This is a genomic window from Pseudomonas lundensis (assembly GCF_015377145.2).
Lineage (GTDB): Bacteria > Pseudomonadota > Gammaproteobacteria > Pseudomonadales > Pseudomonadaceae > Aquipseudomonas > Aquipseudomonas lundensis.
In genome coordinates, this window is record NZ_CP062158.2 from 431010 (window position 1) to 449508 (window position 18499).

Below are 18499 nucleotides of genomic sequence, written 5' to 3' on the forward strand. Positions count from 1 at the left end.
AACTGGTTTTGAGTTGGGGCTAAAAAGGGTCTGGATCTGCCTGCCTACAACGAATCAGGGTCCACGCCATTGCCCCTGAGCAGTGCGTCCACCAGCGAGCGGGTCATCTCGACGGAATGCAGCATCGACCAGATCAGCCCTCGCTCTATGCCGCTGGCGCGTTCGGTGATCTCGTCCGAAACCTCCTCGGTGCTTTTGAGCATGATCGACATATGCTTCAAGGCTTCCAACGCCCGCACGTCACCGCGCACGGCGAAAGGCGAGGCCGGGCTGACCTCGGCGGGTTGAGTCGGGTTGAGTTCGTCCAGCGGAGCGGGTGCAGCGTTGAGGTCATCAAGCAGGCGTCGAGTTTTTTCATCGTGCTGGTGATCGTCGCGCTTTTTCTTCATGTCGATTCCACTGGGAGCATCAATTGGGCCAGGCCGCTTGGCGACTCAAGAAGATAGCCCTGTGACTTTCAGGGCCGCAAGCAGTGCCTGCGGGGGGATCGTCATCTCAGAAGTGCCCTTCACTTACATACGGAAACATCCCACTTTTGACCGGGGATGGATCCGTTGACTCGCATCATCTGGCCATCACGTTACGTAACCCATAGTGGTTAAAAAACCATAACGTGAAGGAGAACACCGTGATTAAACCGTGGGTTGCACTGTGCAGTTTGATGCTGGGGGTGCAGGCGTGGGCCGCCGTGCCGATCAATGAACCGATACAGCCGATACAACCGGCAAAAATAACTGACCCGGCGAAGGTGGAACTGGGCAAGCAGTTGTGGTTTGACCCGAGGTTGTCCAAGTCCGGATTTATTTCCTGTAACTCGTGCCACAACTTGAGCATGGGCGGTAGCGATAATTTACCGACGTCCATTGGTCACAACTGGCATCAAGGGCCGATCAATTCGCCCACGGTGCTTAACTCCAGCCTGAACGTCGTGCAGTTTTGGGACGGGCGCGCCAAAACCCTCAAGGAACAGGCGGGCGGGCCGATTGCCAACCCCGGTGAAATGGGGTTTACCCACAACCTGGCCTCTGACGTGGTGCGCTCGATCCCGCAATATCGCGATTCATTCAAAGCGGTGTATGGCGATGACACGGTCAGTATCGACCACATCACCGATGCACTGGCGGCATTCGAGGAGACGCTGGTCACACCCAATGCGCCGTTTGACCGGTGGTTAAAAGGTGAAAAAGACGCCATCAGCCCGGCCGCGGTTAAAGGGTATGAACTGTTTAAAAACACGGGCTGCATTGCTTGCCATAACGGCGAGGCCGTGGGCGGAGCATCGATGCAGAAAATGGGGATGATCGAGCCCTATGTCACCAAGAACCCGTCCGAAGGTGTCGCCGGGCTGACGGGAAAAGACACCGACCGCATGCTGTTCAAGGTGCCCACCTTGCGCAACGTCGAGCTGACTTATCCGTACTTCCATGACGGTGCGTACTGGAATCTGGATGAAGCGGTAGATGTGATGGCCCGTCTGCAATTGGGTCGCAAACTGAGCCAGGAGGAGGTGGGGCAGATAGTGGCCTTCCTTAAAACCCTGACGGGCGATCAGCCGAGCTTTATGTTGCCGCAGTTGCCGCCGTCCTCTGCACACACCCCGCACCCCGTGCCATTCGGCCAGTGATGCATTGAAGACAGAGCCGCCACGGCGGCTCTGCGCTTAACTCAGGGCGCGTTGTGGTCGATGTCCAGCTTGCTGAACGTGACTTGCCCGCCTTCTTTGCTATTGCCTGTGTTGTCCTGCACGTACGCCCCGGCCTTGAAGTACAACGGTTTGTCGCGCCATGTAGCGCTGATGGGCGTGTTCCAGACTTTATTGGCGCCCTTGACGTTCAAGGTGCCGTCGGGTGTCAGGTTGATGACATAGGTGAAGCTCTTTTGCAGAGGCACATTCTCGGCCACCGTTACGGTCTTGATGGTGGTGTCGTTGGGCCGGATGCGCACCTTGGCCACCAGGTTGCCGCTGAGTTTGCTGGTCTTGTATTGGTATTCCAGCTTGAGCAGGGGCTGCTGACTTTGAAACGCATGGATCTGCCCGATCACGACCTTGCCGGAGGAGGGCACTTGATTGACGGCCAGCGTGGCGTTCAAAAAATGGTTGGCGCTGGGGTACAGCCAATTGCGCAAAGAGCCATCGGCGCGGGTTTCACGTAATTCGCTGCGCGGGTAAATGGCGTTGACGGTGGTGCTTCCGGTCACCGGCGCCCAGAAAAAAAGCGTGCCGGAATCGGCATGGAAATACACATTTTTGAAACCCTTAAGCAGGCGGGGAGTGTCGATGGTCGTCGGAGTGGAGCCGACCGGAACGCTCAGGTTCCAGGTTGCCAGATCGATCATGTTTCGGGCCTTGTGCTGCTGCGCTTACAGGCCACACACACCGGGGTGGTGTCTGGACCAAGGCTTTGACGGGAGGTCTTTATAGGACGAACGGTATGGCCAGTTAAATGATGGCACTTTTATTTGACGTCAAAAAAAAACGTTATAACCGTAAAGCCCGCATTACACGTGGGGATAAACGGGCATACCGTTAGTCGGTTGGATCCACTTATGTCTAATTGCGTAGCGCAAGGTCGCTTCTGCTTTGCAGTGCCCGGGTTTAGAGTTGAACTTCAGTTTTAGTCCGGTTTTCACCTGAGTTCAGGACAGTCATATAGAGAAGCAGCATGGAATGCGTGCCCGAGAAACCGGCTGAGGCTGGTTCAGTTCTTTTGGTAGTGGATGATTACCCTGAAAATCTGATCAGCATGCAGGCGTTGTTGCAGCGCCCCGACTGGCACATTCTGACCGCCGCGTCAGGTGTTGAAGCCCTGGACATGTTGCTGCGCCACGAGGTCGATCTGGTGCTGCTGGACGTTCAGATGCCCGTCATGGACGGGTTTGAAGTCGCGCGTTTGATGCGTGGCAGCCAGCGTACGCGTTTTACCCCCATTATTTTCCTGACCGCCAACGCGCAATCGCGGGATGCCGTCCTGGAGGGCTACGCATGCGGTGCCGTTGACTACCTGCTCAAGCCTTTTGATTCCCAAATTCTCAAACCCAAAGTGCAGGCGCTGCTGGAGCATCAAAGCAATGCCAGGGCGTTGCGTCGCCTGAGCCGCGATCTGGAAATTGCCCAGGCGTTCAATGCTTCGGTACTGGAAAACGCCGCCGAGGGGATTCTGGTGGTCAACGAAGACGGCCGTATCCGCTTTGCCAACCCGGCCATTTCGCGCCTGCTCAAGGTCTCGGTGGCGGGGCTCGAAGGCGTGCCGCTGCTGGATTTTCTGCAAAAGCCCCACGTACCGGACTGGTATGAATCTGCCATCTACCACGGCTACCAGCGGGGCGAAACCTACCGGGTGCATGACGCCATCCTGCGTTCGGCCCACGACCAGTTGCTCCCCGTGACCTTGTCCTGTGCGCCGCTTTCCGGGCAGCAACACGCCATGGTGGTGACGGTGCTGGACATGTCCGAAGTGTGCCATCTGCATCAGCAGCTTGAACTGCAAGCCATCACCGATTCGCTCACGGGGTTGTTGAACCGGCGCGGTTTTCAACGGGCTGTCGACGCATTGCTGATGCGCGATGACGTCGATGCGCAACTGCGCGTGTTGTTGTACCTGGACCTGGATGGGTTCAAACGCATCAATGACTCGCTGGGGCATGAGGTCGGAGACCACGCCCTGAGCTGGGTCTCCGAACAGCTGGAGCAGTGCGCCCGCCCCGGCGATATTCTGGGCCGCATTGGCGGGGATGAATTCACCCTGTTGTTGAACGTCGATGAGCCGCAGGAAGCCGCGCAGATTGCCGAGCAACTGATCGAGCGGATTGCAGTGCATCAGCTCATCCAGGGGCTGGATGTCAGCCTCGGCGTCAGCATTGGCATTGCGGTTTACCCCGGCGGCGAGACCGGCCTTGAAACCCTGATGCGCGCAGCCGACGCGGCCATGTATGAAGCCAAGCGGGCAGGGCGTCAGCAGTACCGTTTTTATGACGCGCTGATCAGCACCCAGGCGCTGCTCAGCCCTGCCCACTGGAAGTAAGGGCCGGTGCGCCGCTACACTGGCGCACCTTTACGCGTCGCGCGGGCCCCATGACTGTTCTCAAATACCTCCAGGCATACCCTCAGACCTTGCAGGATCAAGTGCGGCAATTGATCGAGCGCGATCAGTTAGGCGCGTACCTGAACGAACGCTACCCCGGCAAACATGCCGTGCAAAGCGACAAGGCCCTGTACGCGTACGCGCTCGAACTCAAGCAGGAACACCTGCGCAATGCGCCGTCCTTCGACAAGGTGCTGTTCGATAACCGCCTCGACCTGACCCACCGCGCACTGGGCTTGCACACCACCATTTCACGGGTACAGGGCGGCAAGCTCAAGGCCAAGAAAGAGCTGCGCGTGGCCTCTTTGTTCAAGGACACCGCGCCCGCGTTCCTGAAGATGATCGTCGTCCACGAGTTGGCCCACTTGAAAGAATCGGACCACAACAAAGCGTTCTACAAACTGTGCCAGTACATGCTGCCCGACTACCACCAGCTGGAATTCGACTTGCGGGTGTACCTGACGTGGCGTGACATGCAGGGCAAACCCTGACTTGACCGGCGGCCGCACACCGGTTCGCGCAATCGGCAATCCAACGTGTGACAGGAGTGATCAATGGACGTCAGTAAAACCAAAAGCAGCTTTTACCGGCGCCTGTATGTGGCCTGGTTGATTGATACCCAACGGGCCAGCAATGTGCCGGCGCTCACCGAAGTGACCGGCATGCCCCGCCGCACGGCGCAGGACACCCTTGCAGCGCTCGCTGACCTGGACATCCTGTGCGAATTCGAACAAGAGGACGGCGCCCGCAATCACGCCGGGCGCTATGTGATCCGCAGTTGGGGCCCGATTGATAAAAGTTGGGTCGCCCGACAGGTGGAGCAGATCAAGCAGGTATTGAATTACCCCTGAGCGTCGGCGTTCAGGCGCATGCCGATATGCGGGATGTTGTCTTCGAAGTAGGGCTCGCCCACGGCGTTAAAACCGTGCTTGGCGTACAGCGATTGCAGGTGCGCCTGGGCGGACAGGAAGACAGGCTCCTGCGGCCAGTTTTCTTTGATGTTATGCAGCGCCTGGTCCATCAAATCATGGCCCAGGCTCTGCCCACGTGCCTGCGGTGCAACAATTACCCGGCCAATCACCACATCCCCGGCATGGGACTCAGGGTCGAGCAAGCGGGCATACGCCACCAGTTGATCGTTTTGCCAGCCCATCAGGTGCAGCGTGTCACCTTCTAGATCCTGCCCGTCGATGTCCAGATAGGCGCATTCCTGTTCAACGATGAACACTTCGCAGCGCAGCTTCAAAATGGCGTACAGCTGTTCTTTACCCAGGTCAGAGTGGTGTTTACAGATCCAGTCAGTGGTCACGGTGTTGTCCTGAAAGAGTGGCAATCGCCAGATACTAGGCGCGAATGGCAAAGCAGGCCAAGCGTAAAAGTGTCAGCAGATAAGGCTTTTTGATATCAACCTACCGCGATTGGGGGTTATCTTTAAGTGGCCCGGGCCTTCATCCCTTGACGCTGATCAGGATGAGACCCAATAAATGGCAGCTAAATAATAGTGGGCAGCCCCTTAAGGATCTTGCATGTCTCGCTTGCGCAGAGCTTTGATTGTGTCTGGATTGACCTTATGGGCTCATCACGCCAGCGCCGACACGCTGCGCCTGGTGGGCGATCACTGGCCGCCGTTTACCGATGGCACGCTGGTCAATGGCGGGCTGGCCACCGATCTGGTCAGCACGGCCCTTGCGCGGGCCGGTTACCCCAGCGCTTTTGAGCAAGTGCCGTGGGCCAGGGCGTTGCAAGGGATACAAAACGGTCGTTACGACGTGCTGGTTAACGCCTGGTTCCATGAAGATCGTCAGAAAATCGGGCAGTTTTCAGCGCCGTATCTGCAAAACCGCCTGCGTTTTATCCGCCGCAAAGACTCCCCCGTTGAATACGACACGCTGGGGCAGTTGACCGGTTATGCCATCGCCTATGTGCCCGGTTACGCCTATACCCCCGAGTTCGACAACAGCACCCAGCTCAACAAAGTCCCTGTGCATAACTTTGCGATGGCTGTGCGCATGCTGGTGGCAGGCCGGGTGAGCCTGACGCTGGAAGACGAGTATGTGGCGCGCTACCGGCTGTCGCGCGAATCGGCGCGGGTGCGCAACGCGGTGGAGTTCATGCCCAAGGCCTTGAGCGAAAACCAGCTGCATATTCTGGTCAGCCTGCAAAACCCCGATCACGCCAAAATCGTCTCGGATTTCGACCGTGAAATCACCGCCATGAAAGCCGACGGCAGTTTTGAGCGCCTGCTCAAAGCCCATGGCATGTAGGCCGTATTAATCGCCCGAGGCGCTAAACGGCTTTACGGGGTTTTGATCAAGTGCGCAGCCAGTGTGCGCAAAGGCCCGAGCTGGCGGCAGATCAGCGCCAGTTGGGTTTGCACCAGTCGCTGGCTTTCGTCGATGTCATCCGGCATCTGCTCCAGCGCGCTGGCCAGCGCTTCCTCGTCATCGCTTTGCACCGCCACCGGTTGACGGTTGACCAGCCCTTGGGCGATCAGGTCAATGCTGTCGGCAATCGTGCGCCCGGCCCCTTCGATCAACTGTTCGCGCACCTCGGGCGGTAACTGCGTGTCGCGGTGCGCACCCAGCCCTGACAGATAACTGAGCAAGGTGTGCGACAACACCAGAAAGCGGAAGCCCATGTCCGCATCCTTACGGAAGTGCCCCGGTTCCATCAGCATGTTGGCCAGCGTGGTCGACAGCGCGGCATCCGCGTTGTGGGCATTGCGTCGGGCCAGCCGATAGGCCAGGTCGTCGCTTTTGCCCTGCGCGTATTGCTGCAAGATCTGGCGCAGGTACTGGCTGTTGCAGCTCAAGGTGTTGGCCAGCACTTTATTCAGGCGCCGCCCTTGCCAGTCGGGCAGGAACAGGAACACGGCGGCAGCCGCAATCACGCTGCCCACCAAGGTGTCGAACAGGCGCGGCAGGAACAACCCGTAGCCGTCGCCCACCTGATTGAAGCAAAACAGCACCATCAAGGTGATGGCCGCGGTGCTCAAGGTGTAGCGCGAGGTGCGGTTAATAAAGAACACCACCCCGGCCGCCACCGCAAACATCGACTGGATCAGCGGGTTGGGGAACAGATCGAACAGCGCCCAGCCCACCGCCAGGCCGATGGCCGTGCCGATGATGCGCTGGCTGAACTTGCGCCGCGTAGCCCCGTAGCTGGGCGAGCACACAAACAATGTGGTCAGGATGATCCAGTAGCCTTGGGTCGGGTGAATCCAGTGCACCATGGCAAAGCCGATGCACAGTGCCAACGGCAGGCGCAGGGCGTGACGAAAGATCAGCGACGTGGGCGTCAGGTTCTGGCGCAGACGCGACCACACATCCTTCAGGTTGCGCGGCGAGCGGTCCAGCAAGCTGCTGTCGGTGGCGTCCGCCAAGGTGTCGGGGTTGCTGGCGTCACTCAGCAACCGGTCGAGGGTGCCGAGGTTCGCGGCCAGCGCCCGCAGGGAGCGCAACAGCCCGCGCCAGGCCGGATTGCTCTGGATGCGCAAGTGTTCGAGCGAGGCATGCAAGTCGCCCAGCGCTTCGGCAAAACTGTCGTCATAGACAAAGGCTTGGCGCAGCTTGATCGATTCGGACAACCGCTGGCAGGCGACCCCTTGCTGGCGCAGCAGGCGCTGGCAGCGGAACATGACGTCACTGTGGAAGAAGGCATCGGCCAGCGCGTTGTAAGGGTAGTGCGAGGAGCTGGCGCGCTCGTGAATGTCCTGGGCCAGGAAGTACAGCTTCAAGTAGCGACTGAGGGTGGAGCCCGGCCGCGAGTTGCCGACCCGGTGCAGGATGATTTCCTTGGCGGTGTTCAGCGCTGCCACCACTTTGCCGTTCTGACGGGCCAGCTCAAGGCGACCGGCTTCCACGTCCAGCGTGCGGATCGGTTCGAACAACGACGATTTGAGCTTGAGGTACAGCCCCAATTCCCAAAACAGCCGCGCCAGGCTTTGCTGCACCGGCTGATTGGAAAACAGCGCCTGCCACAGTACCGACAGCACGCCATACCAGGCGGCGCCCGCCACCAGCAGCAGCGGTTCGTGCCAGAAGTCGGTCACTTCGCCGCCACGCTGATCCACACCGATCATCGTGTACACCGCCAGAATCAGCGTGGCAGAGGCAATGGCGCCATAGCGCTCACCCAAGGCCCCGAGCATGGTCAGGCCAAAGCTGGCCAGCGCCAGCGCGCACACCATCAACAGCGGGTAGGGGAATAACAGTTCAACCGTGGTCGCAGCGGCGGTGAAACACACCAGCGTCACCAGCAAGGCATTCAGACGGCCTTGCCAGCTGTCATCGGTTTCGGACAGGGCGCTGGCGATGATCCCCAAAAACAGCGGGATCAGCAGCTTCATTTCATTCTGATACCAGCAAAAGGCCATGCTGCCGGTCAGGGCGATAAACACCCGCACGCTGTAACTGAACTTGTCCTGTGCCCACAGGCGGCGCAGAGACTGTCGAACGGTTTTCGATGACATTGAAGTGGCGTTGCCTTGCGAGTCGTTTCGCTAAATTGAGCCAGTTATGACGACAGTGCAATGACACTGTTCACATCGCCCCCAAAAAAATTCAGGGGCTGTCAACGCGGTCAGACGTATTGCGCTGCCGCGTAGCCCGAAGCCCAGGCCCACTGAAAATTGAAGCCGCCCAAGTGGCCGCTGACATCCAGCACCTCGCCCACGAAATACAGGCCAGGGCTTTTCAGCGATTCCATGGTTTTGGACGACACTTCGCGCGTGTCCACACCCCCCAGCGTCACCTCGGCGGTGCGGTAGCCTTCGGTGCCCGCCGGTACGACCTTCCAGCTCGCCAGTTTGTCCGCCACGTCCGCCAGCTCACCGGGCGTGTATTGCTTCATTGGCTTGGACACAAACCAGTGTTCGGCCAGCAGGTTGGCCATCTTCTTGGTGAAAATCTCGCCCAGCAGGGTTTTCAGCTCGCTGTTCGGGCGTTCGGCCTGCTGGCTGTGCAGCCAGTCGAGGGCGTCGAGGTCGGGCAGCAGGTTGATTTCAACCGTATCGCCAGGGTTCCAGAACGATGAAATCTGCAAAATCGCCGGGCCGCTCAAGCCACGGTGAGTGAACAGGATGTTTTCGCGAAAGCTCTGGTCGTTGCAGCTCACCAGGCAATCCACCGAGGTGCCGGACAGTTCGGTGCAGATCGCTTTCAACTGGTCGGTGATGGTGAACGGCACCAGCCCGGCGCGGGTCGGCAGCAGGGTATGCCCGAACTGCTTGGCCACTTGATAGCCGAAACCGGTCGCACCGAGGGTCGGGATCGACAAGCCGCCGGTGGCGATCACCAGCGATTGGCACTGCAACGCATCGAGCGTGGTATTCACGGTGTAGCCGGCTTCGGTTTTCTCGATCTGCTCGACGGACGTGTCCAGGTGCAGGCTGACCCCCGCGTGCTGGCATTCGTCCAGGAGCATCTCAAGGATGTCGCTGGACTTGTTGTCGCAAAACAGTTGGCCGAGTTTTTTCTCGTGGTACGGCACGCCATGCTTGGCCACCATCGCGATGAAATCCCACTGGGTGTAACGGGCCAATGCCGACTTGCAGAAGTGCGGGTTCTGCGACAGAAAATTGTTGGGTTCGGTGTACATATTGGTGAAGTTGCAACGTCCACCGCCGGACATGAGGATTTTTTTGCCCGCCTTGTTGGCGTGGTCGATCAACATCACCTTGCGCCCACGTCCGGCAGCGGTCAGCGCGCACATCAAGCCTGCGGCGCCAGCGCCAATGATTACAACGTCGGTAGAGCGCACAGCGCAGTCCTCACTAAAAGCTACCCTCACCCCGGCCTCTCCCGGTGGGGGAGGCCTGAGATGAGACGATCTTGAATTCTGCCCCCTCGCCCTCCGGGAGAGGGTTGGGGCGAGGGAGTTTTTTAAAGCGTTTTACAACACCCGAACGCGCAGCGAACGGCCTTTGATCTTGCCGTCGCTCAGGCGCTGAGCGGCCTGCTTGGCGATGGTGCGATCCACGGCCACGTACGCCTGGAAGTCGAAAATCGCAATTTTGCCGACCTGAGCGCCCGGGATTCCGGCGTCGCCTGTCAGCGCGCCAAGAATGTCGCCCGGACGCACTTTGTCTTTACGACCGGCACCGATGCACAACGTGCTCATGGCCGGCAGCAGCGGCGCGCCACCCTGCGAGGTGAGGGTGTCGAGGGTGTCCCAGTTCAGCGGGGCTTTCTGCAATTGTTCGATGGCCTGGGCGCGGTGCGCTTCGGACGGTGCGACCAGGCTGATGGCGATGCCTTTTTCACCGGCACGGCCGGTACGGCCTACACGGTGAATGTGGATTTCGGAATCGCGCGCCAGTTCGACGTTGATGACCATGTCCAGGGCATCGATGTCCAGACCACGGGCGGCTACGTCCGTGGCCACCAGCACCGACGTCGAGCGGTTGGCGAACATGGCCAGTACCTGATCCCGGTCGCGCTGTTCCAGATCGCCGTGCAGGCCGACCGCCGAAATGCCTTTGGAGGTCAGGTGATCGACGGTTTCCTGAACCTGCTGCTTGGTGAAGCAGAAGGCCACGCACGATTGCGGGCGGAAATGGCCCAGCACCTTGGTCACGGCGCTCATGCGTTCTTCAGGGGAGATCTCGTAGAAACGCTGCTCGATCTGGCTGTCAGTGTGCAACGCCTCGGCCTTGACCTGCTGCGGGTTGCGCATGAACTTGGACGACAACTGCTTGATGCCGACCGGGTACGTGGCCGAGAACAGCAAGGTCTGACGACGCTCCGGGGTTTGCACGATGATGTCTTCGATGGCGTCGTAGAAGCCCATGTCGAGCATGCGGTCAGCTTCGTCCAGCACCAGCGTGTTCAGGCCGTCGAGGACCAGCGAACCTTTGCGCAAGTGCTGCTGGATGCGGCCCGGGGTGCCGACGATGATGTGCGCGCCGTGCTCCAGCGAACCGATCTGCGGCCCGAAGGACACGCCACCACACAGGGTCAGCACTTTGATGTTGTCTTCGGCGCGGGCCAGACGGCGGATTTCTTTGGCGACCTGGTCAGCCAGTTCGCGGGTCGGGCAAATCACCAACGCCTGACAGCCGAAGAAGCGCGGGTTGATCGGGTTCAGCATGCCGATACCAAAGGCGGCGGTCTTGCCGCTGCCGGTCTTGGCCTGAGCGATCAGGTCCATGCCTTTGAGGATCACCGGCAAGCTCTGCGCCTGAATCGGCGTCATCTGGGCATAACCGAGGGAGTCGAGGTTAGCCAACATGGCGGCGGACAAGGGCAAAGTATTAAAAGCGGTGGCGATGGTGGTCACGGGACTGGCCTGCAAAACAAAATGTCGCGCAGTGTAACAGCCCAAGGCCCTTCGCCTGAAGATTCTGGACGAGTTGTCGCCCAGAACCTGCGGCAACGATCAGTGTTCCAGTTCGTGCTCCGAGTGGGCTTTGGGCTTACGGCCATCCTGAGGCGACAGTTGCAGGAAGATCGCCGCCGCCAGCATGGCCATGATGCCCACCGTCAGGAAGGTCAGCTGGAACGCCCCCAGCACCGTGTCGACCCCATCCCCGCCGCCATCGCCCGTGAAACCGCCGAGCAGCGCACCGGCACAGGCCACGCCTAGGCTGAGCGACAACTGCGCCACCACCGACAGCAAGCTGTTGCCACTGCTGGCGCTGGCGTCGTCGAGGTCGATCAGGGTCACGGTGTTCATGGCCGTGAACTGCAACGAGTTGATGGCGCCGAGCACGGCCAGCATCGACAGCAACAGCGGGTAGGGCGTATGTGCCGTCACCAACCCCATGCTGGCCAGCATGATGCCCAGCGCGAAGGTGTTGAAGGTCAGTACTTTGCGATAGCCGAGGCGCTCGATCAGCGGCCGTGCGACCCATTTGGCCAGCATCGCGGCGCCTGCCAGCGGCAGCATGCTCATCCCGGCCTGAGAAGGCGAATACCCCAACGCCACTTGCAGCAGCAACGGCACCAGAAACGGCAGCGCGCCACTGCCCAGACGCGCAAACAGGTTGCCGAGGATGCCTACGGCAAAGGTCTTGGTCTTGAACAGCCTGGGCGAAAACAGCGGGTTGGCGATGTTACCGGCGCGCAGCCAATACGCCGCCAGACACGCCATGCCCGCGAACAGCAGCAACATCACCCGCAAGTGCGGCATGTGCAGTTCGCCCAACCCTTCCATGGCAATGGTGATGAACACCATCGCCGCGCCAAACAGCAAAAAGCCCAGGCCATCGAAGCGGGTGCGTTCGTCGCCGCGCAAATCCGGAATGAAGTGCCAGACCGCCCAACAGCCGAACGCGCCGACCGGCAGGTTAATCAGGAAGATCCAGTGCCAGCTCAGGTACTGCACCATCCAGCCGCCCATGGTCGGGCCGATCAACGGGCCGAGCAGGCCGGGAATGGTGATGAAACCCATGATCCGCACCAGCTCCGAGCGCGGATACGCCTTAAGCACCACCAGCCGCCCCACCGGCAGCATCAGAGCGCCGCCCAGCCCTTGAATCACGCGGGCGCCGATCAGTTGATTGAGGGTGCCGGACAACGCGCACAGCAAAGAGCCGAGGCTGAACAGGAGGATGGCACTGAAGAAGATTTTCTTGGTGCCGAAGCGGTCGGCAATCCAGCCGGAAGCCGGGATCAGCAAGGCCACCGTGAGCATGTAAGCGACGATCACGCCCTGCATGCGCAAGGGGTTCTCGTCGAGGTCGCGGGCCATGTCGGGCAACGCCGTGTTGAGGATCGTGCCATCGAGTGACTGCATGAAGAACGCGATGGCGACCACCCACGGCAACCAGCGCAATGTTTCAGGACTGAGAACCGGGCGAGCGGGCATAAGACCTCGTCGTGTGAAAAGTCAGCGGTTTCGCCGCTGCCGCAGGCGGCATGGGGCCAGCGGCAGCGATGGCGCGCAAGGTTACAACGTCAACGTGAGTGTTTTGACCAGTGCGCCGGGCAACAGGTTCGATGCCGTCTGGCGTTGGTCGTACGTGCTGGCCGACACCAGCCATTCGCGCTCCACCGTCAGCGCTTCCAGTTGCGAACCCAGCAGACTATAGACGCTGTCATCAAAACGCATGGTGTTCACTGGGGCGATGATCTGGCCGTCTTCGACCCAGAATGTCGCGAAACGGGTCATGCCGGTCATGCGCGCGGCAGGCTGGTCCGAGTAGTTCAAGTACCACAGGTTGCTGATGTACAGCCCGGTGCCCAGTTGCGTGAGGATATCGGCCTGTTCCAGCGTGCCCGGCGCCATTGCCAGCGCACTCGGGGACTCGCCCGGCAGCGCGCCGTTGACCTGCAAGCCATACTCGGCCGCGCTGCGTGAGCCCACCAGTTGTTGATCGGCCATGCCGTGCCTGACCAGTGACAAGTCCTGGCGCGGATACCCTTCCCCGGAAAACGCCGGGCTCAGGGACTGGCTCACCTGTTCGTCCAGCGACACCAGCGGGCTGAGGCGGGCGTCACCGGCGTAGAGCTTTTGCAGCGGGCTGGCCTTGCTGGCGAACGCCTGGGCCGAAAACCCGCCCCAGCTCAGCATGCTCATGACTTCTTCCAGCGCCGCCGGGGCCAGGTAGGCACGGTATTGGCCGGGGGCCAACACGTGGGCCGGGCGGCCAAGAAACGCCAGTTGTTCGCGCGCCAGTTGCATGCGCCGGGCGAAGCGTTGGCTGTCCCATTGGGCGCCCGCGTAACTGGCTTTCACCGCCTGACCGTTGCTGTGGAACAGGCTCCAGTCGAAATTGAAGCTGTTGGCCTGATGCCAGCCAAACGCATCTTCGGAGCTGGCATAGCCATAGCTGATCGGCCCGCTGGCGTAAAAGCCCACCAGGTCGACGCCGTGCGACGCACTGCGGATTTCGTCCAGCACCTGTGCGGTGTCCGGCAAAGGCGAGTCTTGTACATTGCGGCTCTGCCAGGACTCGGCGCTGAGCAGCAAATACGGGTCCACCGGCAGCAGCGGCAAGGTCTCGCGCAGTTGCTGCAACGCCAGGGCCAGACGCGATTGGTCAACCTCGGCCTCACCGCTGAGGGTCACGCGGATATCGGCATGCCGGCCTTCGTTAATCAACTTGAGGCTCAGGCTGGCCTGTTGCACGTTTCCGGCCTGTCGCACCTTGCCCTTGTTGAAACGGATGAACGTCGAAGTTTCGGCGTTGTAGTTCAGGGTGAACCGCTCTGGGCCGCGCAACGCTGCCCGTAACCCGTCGACCAGCCCTTCGAAATGCCTGGCTTCACGCATTGATTGATCCATCAGGCATCCCCTCCAAAGACATCGATATCACTGAATACACACGCTGGCGAAGCATGCCCGACGCGGATGACCTGATTGGGTTCGCCTTTGCCACAGTTGGGTGTGCCCAGCACTTTGAAGGTGCTGAGGTCGCCCACCGCGCTGAGGCTGCGCCAGAACTGTTCGGAAATGCCCCGGTAGTTGGGGTTTTTCACCACGCCCTTGAGTTCGCCGTTTTCGATCAACTGGCCCCATTCGCAGCCGAACTGGAATTTGTTGCGGGCATCGTCAATCGACCACGAGCGGTTGGTGGCCATGAGAATGCCGCGCTCAATGCCGCCAATCAGTTGGGGCAGGCTTTGGTCACCGGGCTCCACGTTGAGGTTGGCCATGCGGTCAATCGGCGGTCGGTTCCAACTGCAAGCGCGGCTGTTGGCCACACCCTCCAGTCCGGAGCGGAACTGCGACAGCGCACCGCCCAGCGGGCGCAGCAACAGCCCTTCGCGGATCAGGAATGCCTTGTGAGCCGGGGTGCCGTCGTCATCGTGGCTGTAGCTGGCGAGTTGCTCCGGCAGGGTGGGGTCGAAGGTCACGTTCAACAACGGCGAGCCGTATTGCAGCTGCCCGAAGTCGCTGGTTTTGACAAAGCTGGTGCCCGCGTAATTGCGCTCGTCACCCAGGATGCGGTCCAGTTCCAGCGGGTGGCCGATGGATTCGTGGATTTGCAGGATCATTTGGTCCGGCATCAGCAGCAGGTCACGTTTGCCTTGAGGCGCATTGGGTGCCAACAGCAGTTGCAGCGCTTGTTCCGCCACGTTGGGCGCAGCGCCCACCAGCCCGCTGCGGTGGATGACATCGGCGCCACCCTGCTGGCCAAAGTTCTCGCGGCCCAGGCTGCGGGTCTGGCTGTCGTGGCCGTCGAACGCCGTGACTGACATCCCCGGATAGACAAACCGCTGCGCCTGGCGCACCTCGGCCCCCGCGCTGTTGAGGTAGATCTGCTCGACGTGGGTAAGCCCCAGGCTGACGTCCCAACTCACCAGTCGTTCGTCCTTCGGCACCGCAGCGGACTCGGCGCCCAGCAGCGCGTAGCAATCGCTCAGGGAAGGGAAGGGCTGATGGAGGTCGGGCGAGCAGTAATCGGCGCACTCGCTGGAAACCGGCTCCTGCGTCAAATCGAGCAAGGCGTGGCTGGCGATCAGGCGCGCCAGTTGCTCGGCGCGTTCGAGCGCTGCCTGCAAACCGGCGGGCGTCAAGTCATGAGTGGCCGCATAGGCCTCGACCCCGTTGACCCGCGCCGTGAGCATCACGCCCTGGTCCTGACTGAAGTAAGGAGGTTCTGCGACATTCTTGCGCACCGACAGAAATTGCCCGGATTCGCGCACATACCGCAACGAATGGAACTCGGCCCGGGTGTGCAACGCGGCAAAGCATCGCTTGAGCTGAGGGTAGAAATCGAACATGCACAGAACTCCTGACTGAGAGCGAACCGGCCTTCACCCTGACCCTCTCGCGCCGGCGAGGGTCAGGACAACGCAGCGTAGCGTTTTAAACCGGGCAGCCCTTGGCGCGCAGGATGGCGTCGAAACGGTCCGGGTCCAGGGTGCCTTCTTCGATGGCTTTGAGCGTGGCTTGCTCACGCGCCAGCAGGTCATGGCAGCGGATCAGCAGTTCAGGCAGTTCGCTGCGCGACGCGGCAACCACACCGTCGCCATCGCCAATCATCAGGTCGCCAGGCATCACCAGCATCCCGGCACAAGAGATCGGCACGTTGATTTCGCCGCCGCCGTCGGTGCTCGGGCCACGGTGTACGCCGCCGATGGCGTAGGCGGGCAACTCGCCGGTTTGCCACTCGTCCAGGTCACGCAGGGCGCCGTTGATGACCACCCCGACGATGCCAGCCTTGAGTGCCATGGCGCGCATGATGCCGCCGAACACGGCGCGGGTCAGGTCAGCGCTGCCGTCGATCACCAGCACATCGCCGGGACGCGCCATTTGCATGGCCTTGAGGATCATCAGGTTGTCGCCGGGGCGCACGCGCACCGTCAACGCGCTGCCCAGCATCGGGCGGTTGCCGTGGAAAGACTTGAGGCCCAGGCCGCCGACATTGCGGCCCAGGCAGTCGCTCACGGCGGCGGCAGGGATTTTGCTGAACTCGGTCAGCCACTTCGGATCGAGAGGTTCTGCGTTTGGATTAATCAGGAAGCCGGTTGGCCATTTGCTCGAAGAAACAACATCAAACATAGAAAACCTCGTGGCCAGGCAGGTGCTGGCATGTCGGGTGGGGCGGGGGGGTGTGGCGCGAAACGAGGCATTAGAGTAGGCCTGCGTTGAGGCCGGGGCAAGCGGGGGAGGATGAAACACATGCGGGAAAAAACCTGCAAACGCTGGCACAGGTTGCGCCAGCGGTTGCAGGTTCAGGCTTGCTTACTGCGCCGTACGGCTCACATCACGCAGCGGCTTGCCACGCACTGGTGCGTCGCCTGCCACGTAGTAATCGGCGGTGCTGCGTGGCAACGGTGCGCGGCCACGGATCTTGTCGGCGATTTTCTCGGCGATCATGATCGTTGGCGCGTTCAGGTTGCCGGTGGTGATCAGCGGCATGATCGAGGCATCGACCACACGCAGACCTTGCATGCCATGCACGCGGCCTTCGCCGTCTACAACCGCCATCTCGTCGGTGCCCATCTTGCACGAGCACGACGGGTGGAACGCGGTCTCGGCGTGTTCGCGGATGAACGTGTCCAGCTCTTCGTCCGTCTGCTTGTCGATACCGGGGCTGATTTCGCGGCCACGGTACGCGTCCAGAGCCGGCTGCTGCATGATTTCACGGGTCAGGCGGATGCCGTCGCGGAACTCCTGCCAGTCCTGCTCGGTGGACATGTAGTTAAACAGGATGCTCGGGTACTCACGCGGGTCCTTGGACTTCACGTTGATCCGGCCACGGCTTGGCGAACGCATGGAACCCATGTGTGCCTGGAAACCGTGTTCTTTCACGCCATTGCTGCCGTTGTAGTTAATCGCGACCGGCAGGAAGTGGTACTGAATGTTCGGCCATTCGAAATGTTCACGGGTGCGGATAAAACCACCGGCTTCGAACTGGTTGCTCGCGCCAATGCCTTTGCCCATGAACAGCCACTCGGCACCGATCGCCGGCTGGTTCCACCACAACAGTGACGGGTACAGCGAAACCGGCTGCGTGCACGCGTATTGCAGGTACAGCTCAAGGTGGTCTTGCAGGTTGCGGCCAACGCCCGGCAGGTCATGCACCACGGGAATGTCGAGGCTGTTCAACAGCTCGGCGGGGCCCACACCGGAACGTTGCAACACGGTTGGGGAACCTATGGCGCCGCTGCACAGCAGGACTTCTTTGCGTGCCTTGGCTTCAATGCGCGTATCGCTGTCGCCCACCATGTACGCCACGCCCACTGCGCGCTTGCCTTCGAACAGGATTTTGTCGGTCAGGGCATGGGTGACGATTTTCAGCGTCGAACGCTGTTTGGCCGTGTCCAGGTAGCCGCGTGCGGTGCTGGCGCGACGGCCGTTCGGCGTCACAGTACGGTCCATCGGGCCGAAACCTTCCTGCTGGTAGCCGTTCAAGTCTTCGGTGCGCGGGTAGCCCGCTTGCACACCGGCTTCAACCATGGCGTGGAACAGCACGTTATTACCGGCTTTTGGCGTGGTCACGCTCACCGGGCCGTCGCCACCGTGGTAGTCGTTCGGGCCGATGTCACGGGTTTCTGCCTTGCGGAAATACGGCAGGCAATCCAGGTAGCTCCAGTCTTCCAGGCCCGGGTTTTTCGCCCAGCCGTCGTAGTCCATCGCGTTGCCACGGATGTAGCACATGCCGTTGATCAGCGATGAGCCGCCCAGGCCCTTGCCACGGCCACATTCCATGCGGCGACCGTCCATGTGCGGCTCTGGATCGGTTTCGAACGCCCAGTTATAGCGACGGCCTTGCAGCGGGTACGCCAGTGCCGCAGGCATCTGGGTACGGAAGTCGAAACGGTAGTCCGGGCCGCCCGCTTCAAGCAGCAGCACGGTGACGCCCTGGTCTTCAGTCAGACGGGTCGCCAGGGTGTTACCGGCAGAGCCGGCACCAATAATGATGTAGTCGAATTCTTGGGACATAAAATGCACCCTCTTTGAAATAGATAAACCGAAGTCGCTGCCCAAGGCTGCGAAGGGTTGTGCGCCAACCCGTTTTTGCA

The 18499-nt window shown here is 60.7% G+C and carries 15 protein-coding genes and 1 pseudogene; 5 read left to right on the plus strand and 11 right to left on the minus strand.

The features are described 5' to 3' along the window. Nucleotides 1–44: 44 nt before the first annotated feature. Nucleotides 45–389: a hypothetical protein gene (locus IF654_RS02330; RefSeq protein ID WP_047278203.1), complete on the minus strand. Its 345-nt coding sequence runs from the start codon at nucleotides 387–389 to the stop codon at nucleotides 45–47. A gap of 239 nt (nucleotides 390–628) precedes the next feature. Between IF654_RS02330 and IF654_RS02335 the strand changes: the two genes are divergently transcribed. Then, nucleotides 629–1624 carry a cytochrome-c peroxidase gene (locus tag IF654_RS02335; RefSeq protein ID WP_269468885.1) on the plus strand — a complete coding sequence of 332 codons (996 nt, stop codon included), beginning with the start codon at nucleotides 629–631 and terminating at the stop codon, nucleotides 1622–1624. A gap of 41 nt (nucleotides 1625–1665) precedes the next feature. Here IF654_RS02335 and IF654_RS02340 read toward each other — a convergent pair whose 3' ends face one another. Next, nucleotides 1666–2337, minus strand: a complete 672-nt coding sequence (locus IF654_RS02340; protein ID WP_047278201.1) for a polysaccharide lyase family 7 protein — start codon at nucleotides 2335–2337, stop codon at nucleotides 1666–1668. 326 nt (nucleotides 2338–2663) lie between these two features. Between IF654_RS02340 and IF654_RS02345 the strand changes: the two are divergent. The 3 genes and pseudogenes from IF654_RS02345 to IF654_RS02355 form a co-directional block, all read left to right on the plus strand. Further along, nucleotides 2664–3974: pseudogene (locus IF654_RS02345) on the plus strand (diguanylate cyclase domain-containing protein); the annotation flags it as partial. A 98-nt stretch (nucleotides 3975–4072) separates the two neighbouring features. Further along, entirely contained in the window at nucleotides 4073–4573 is a 501-nt protein-coding gene (locus IF654_RS02350) for a M48 metallopeptidase family protein (RefSeq protein WP_047278199.1), read from the plus strand. A 63-nt stretch (nucleotides 4574–4636) separates the two neighbouring features. Next, complete coding sequence (locus tag IF654_RS02355; protein WP_047278197.1) at nucleotides 4637–4933, plus strand: winged helix-turn-helix domain-containing protein; 297 nt, start codon at nucleotides 4637–4639, stop codon at nucleotides 4931–4933. Here IF654_RS02355 and IF654_RS02360 read toward each other — a convergent pair. Then, nucleotides 4924–5391: a GNAT family N-acetyltransferase gene (locus IF654_RS02360; RefSeq protein WP_047278195.1), complete on the minus strand. Its 468-nt coding sequence runs from the start codon at nucleotides 5389–5391 to the stop codon at nucleotides 4924–4926. The genes IF654_RS02355 and IF654_RS02360 overlap by 10 nt on opposite strands. A gap of 217 nt (nucleotides 5392–5608) precedes the next feature. Here IF654_RS02360 and IF654_RS02365 point away from each other — a divergent pair, with 217 nt between their 5' ends. Then, nucleotides 5609–6346: a substrate-binding periplasmic protein gene (locus IF654_RS02365; RefSeq protein WP_047278193.1), complete on the plus strand. Its 738-nt coding sequence runs from the start codon at nucleotides 5609–5611 to the stop codon at nucleotides 6344–6346. A 32-nt stretch (nucleotides 6347–6378) separates the two neighbouring features. Here IF654_RS02365 and yccS read toward each other — a convergent pair whose 3' ends face one another. The 8 genes from yccS to betA all read right to left on the minus strand — a co-directional run bounded on the left by yccS (nucleotide 6379) and on the right by betA (nucleotide 18419). Next, entirely contained in the window at nucleotides 6379–8553 is a 2175-nt protein-coding gene (gene yccS / locus IF654_RS02370; protein ID WP_047278191.1) for a YccS family putative transporter, read from the minus strand. A gap of 110 nt (nucleotides 8554–8663) precedes the next feature. Then, nucleotides 8664–9842 (minus strand): BaiN/RdsA family NAD(P)/FAD-dependent oxidoreductase, encoded by a 1179-nt coding sequence (locus tag IF654_RS02375; RefSeq protein ID WP_047278189.1) that lies wholly within the window; start codon nucleotides 9840–9842, stop codon nucleotides 8664–8666. A 132-nt stretch (nucleotides 9843–9974) separates the two neighbouring features. Beyond that, the gene (gene dbpA, locus IF654_RS02380) at nucleotides 9975–11312 is read right to left on the minus strand and encodes an ATP-dependent RNA helicase DbpA (protein ID WP_230683793.1); all 1338 of its coding nucleotides are present in this window, start codon (nucleotides 11310–11312) and stop codon (nucleotides 9975–9977) included. Between the two features lie 147 nt (nucleotides 11313–11459). Further along, a complete protein-coding gene (mdtD, locus tag IF654_RS02385; protein ID WP_047278187.1) occupies nucleotides 11460–12890 on the minus strand; it encodes a multidrug transporter subunit MdtD in 1431 nt (476 codons plus the stop codon). An 81-nt stretch (nucleotides 12891–12971) separates the two neighbouring features. Next, on the minus strand, nucleotides 12972–14309 hold the full coding sequence (locus tag IF654_RS02390; RefSeq protein WP_094987241.1) for a TldD/PmbA family protein: 1338 nt from the start codon (nucleotides 14307–14309) through the stop codon (nucleotides 12972–12974). Continuing rightward, on the minus strand, nucleotides 14309–15751 hold the full coding sequence (locus IF654_RS02395; RefSeq protein ID WP_094987240.1) for a TldD/PmbA family protein: 1443 nt from the start codon (nucleotides 15749–15751) through the stop codon (nucleotides 14309–14311). Before IF654_RS02395 ends, IF654_RS02390 begins: the two co-directional genes overlap by 1 nt. Nucleotides 15752–15836: 85 nt before the next feature. Then, nucleotides 15837–16532, minus strand: a complete 696-nt coding sequence (locus tag IF654_RS02400) for an RraA family protein (RefSeq protein WP_047278180.1) — start codon at nucleotides 16530–16532, stop codon at nucleotides 15837–15839. A 183-nt stretch (nucleotides 16533–16715) separates the two neighbouring features. Next, a complete protein-coding gene (betA, locus tag IF654_RS02405; protein ID WP_047278178.1) occupies nucleotides 16716–18419 on the minus strand; it encodes a choline dehydrogenase in 1704 nt (567 codons plus the stop codon). Between the last annotated feature and the right edge of the window lie 80 nt (nucleotides 18420–18499).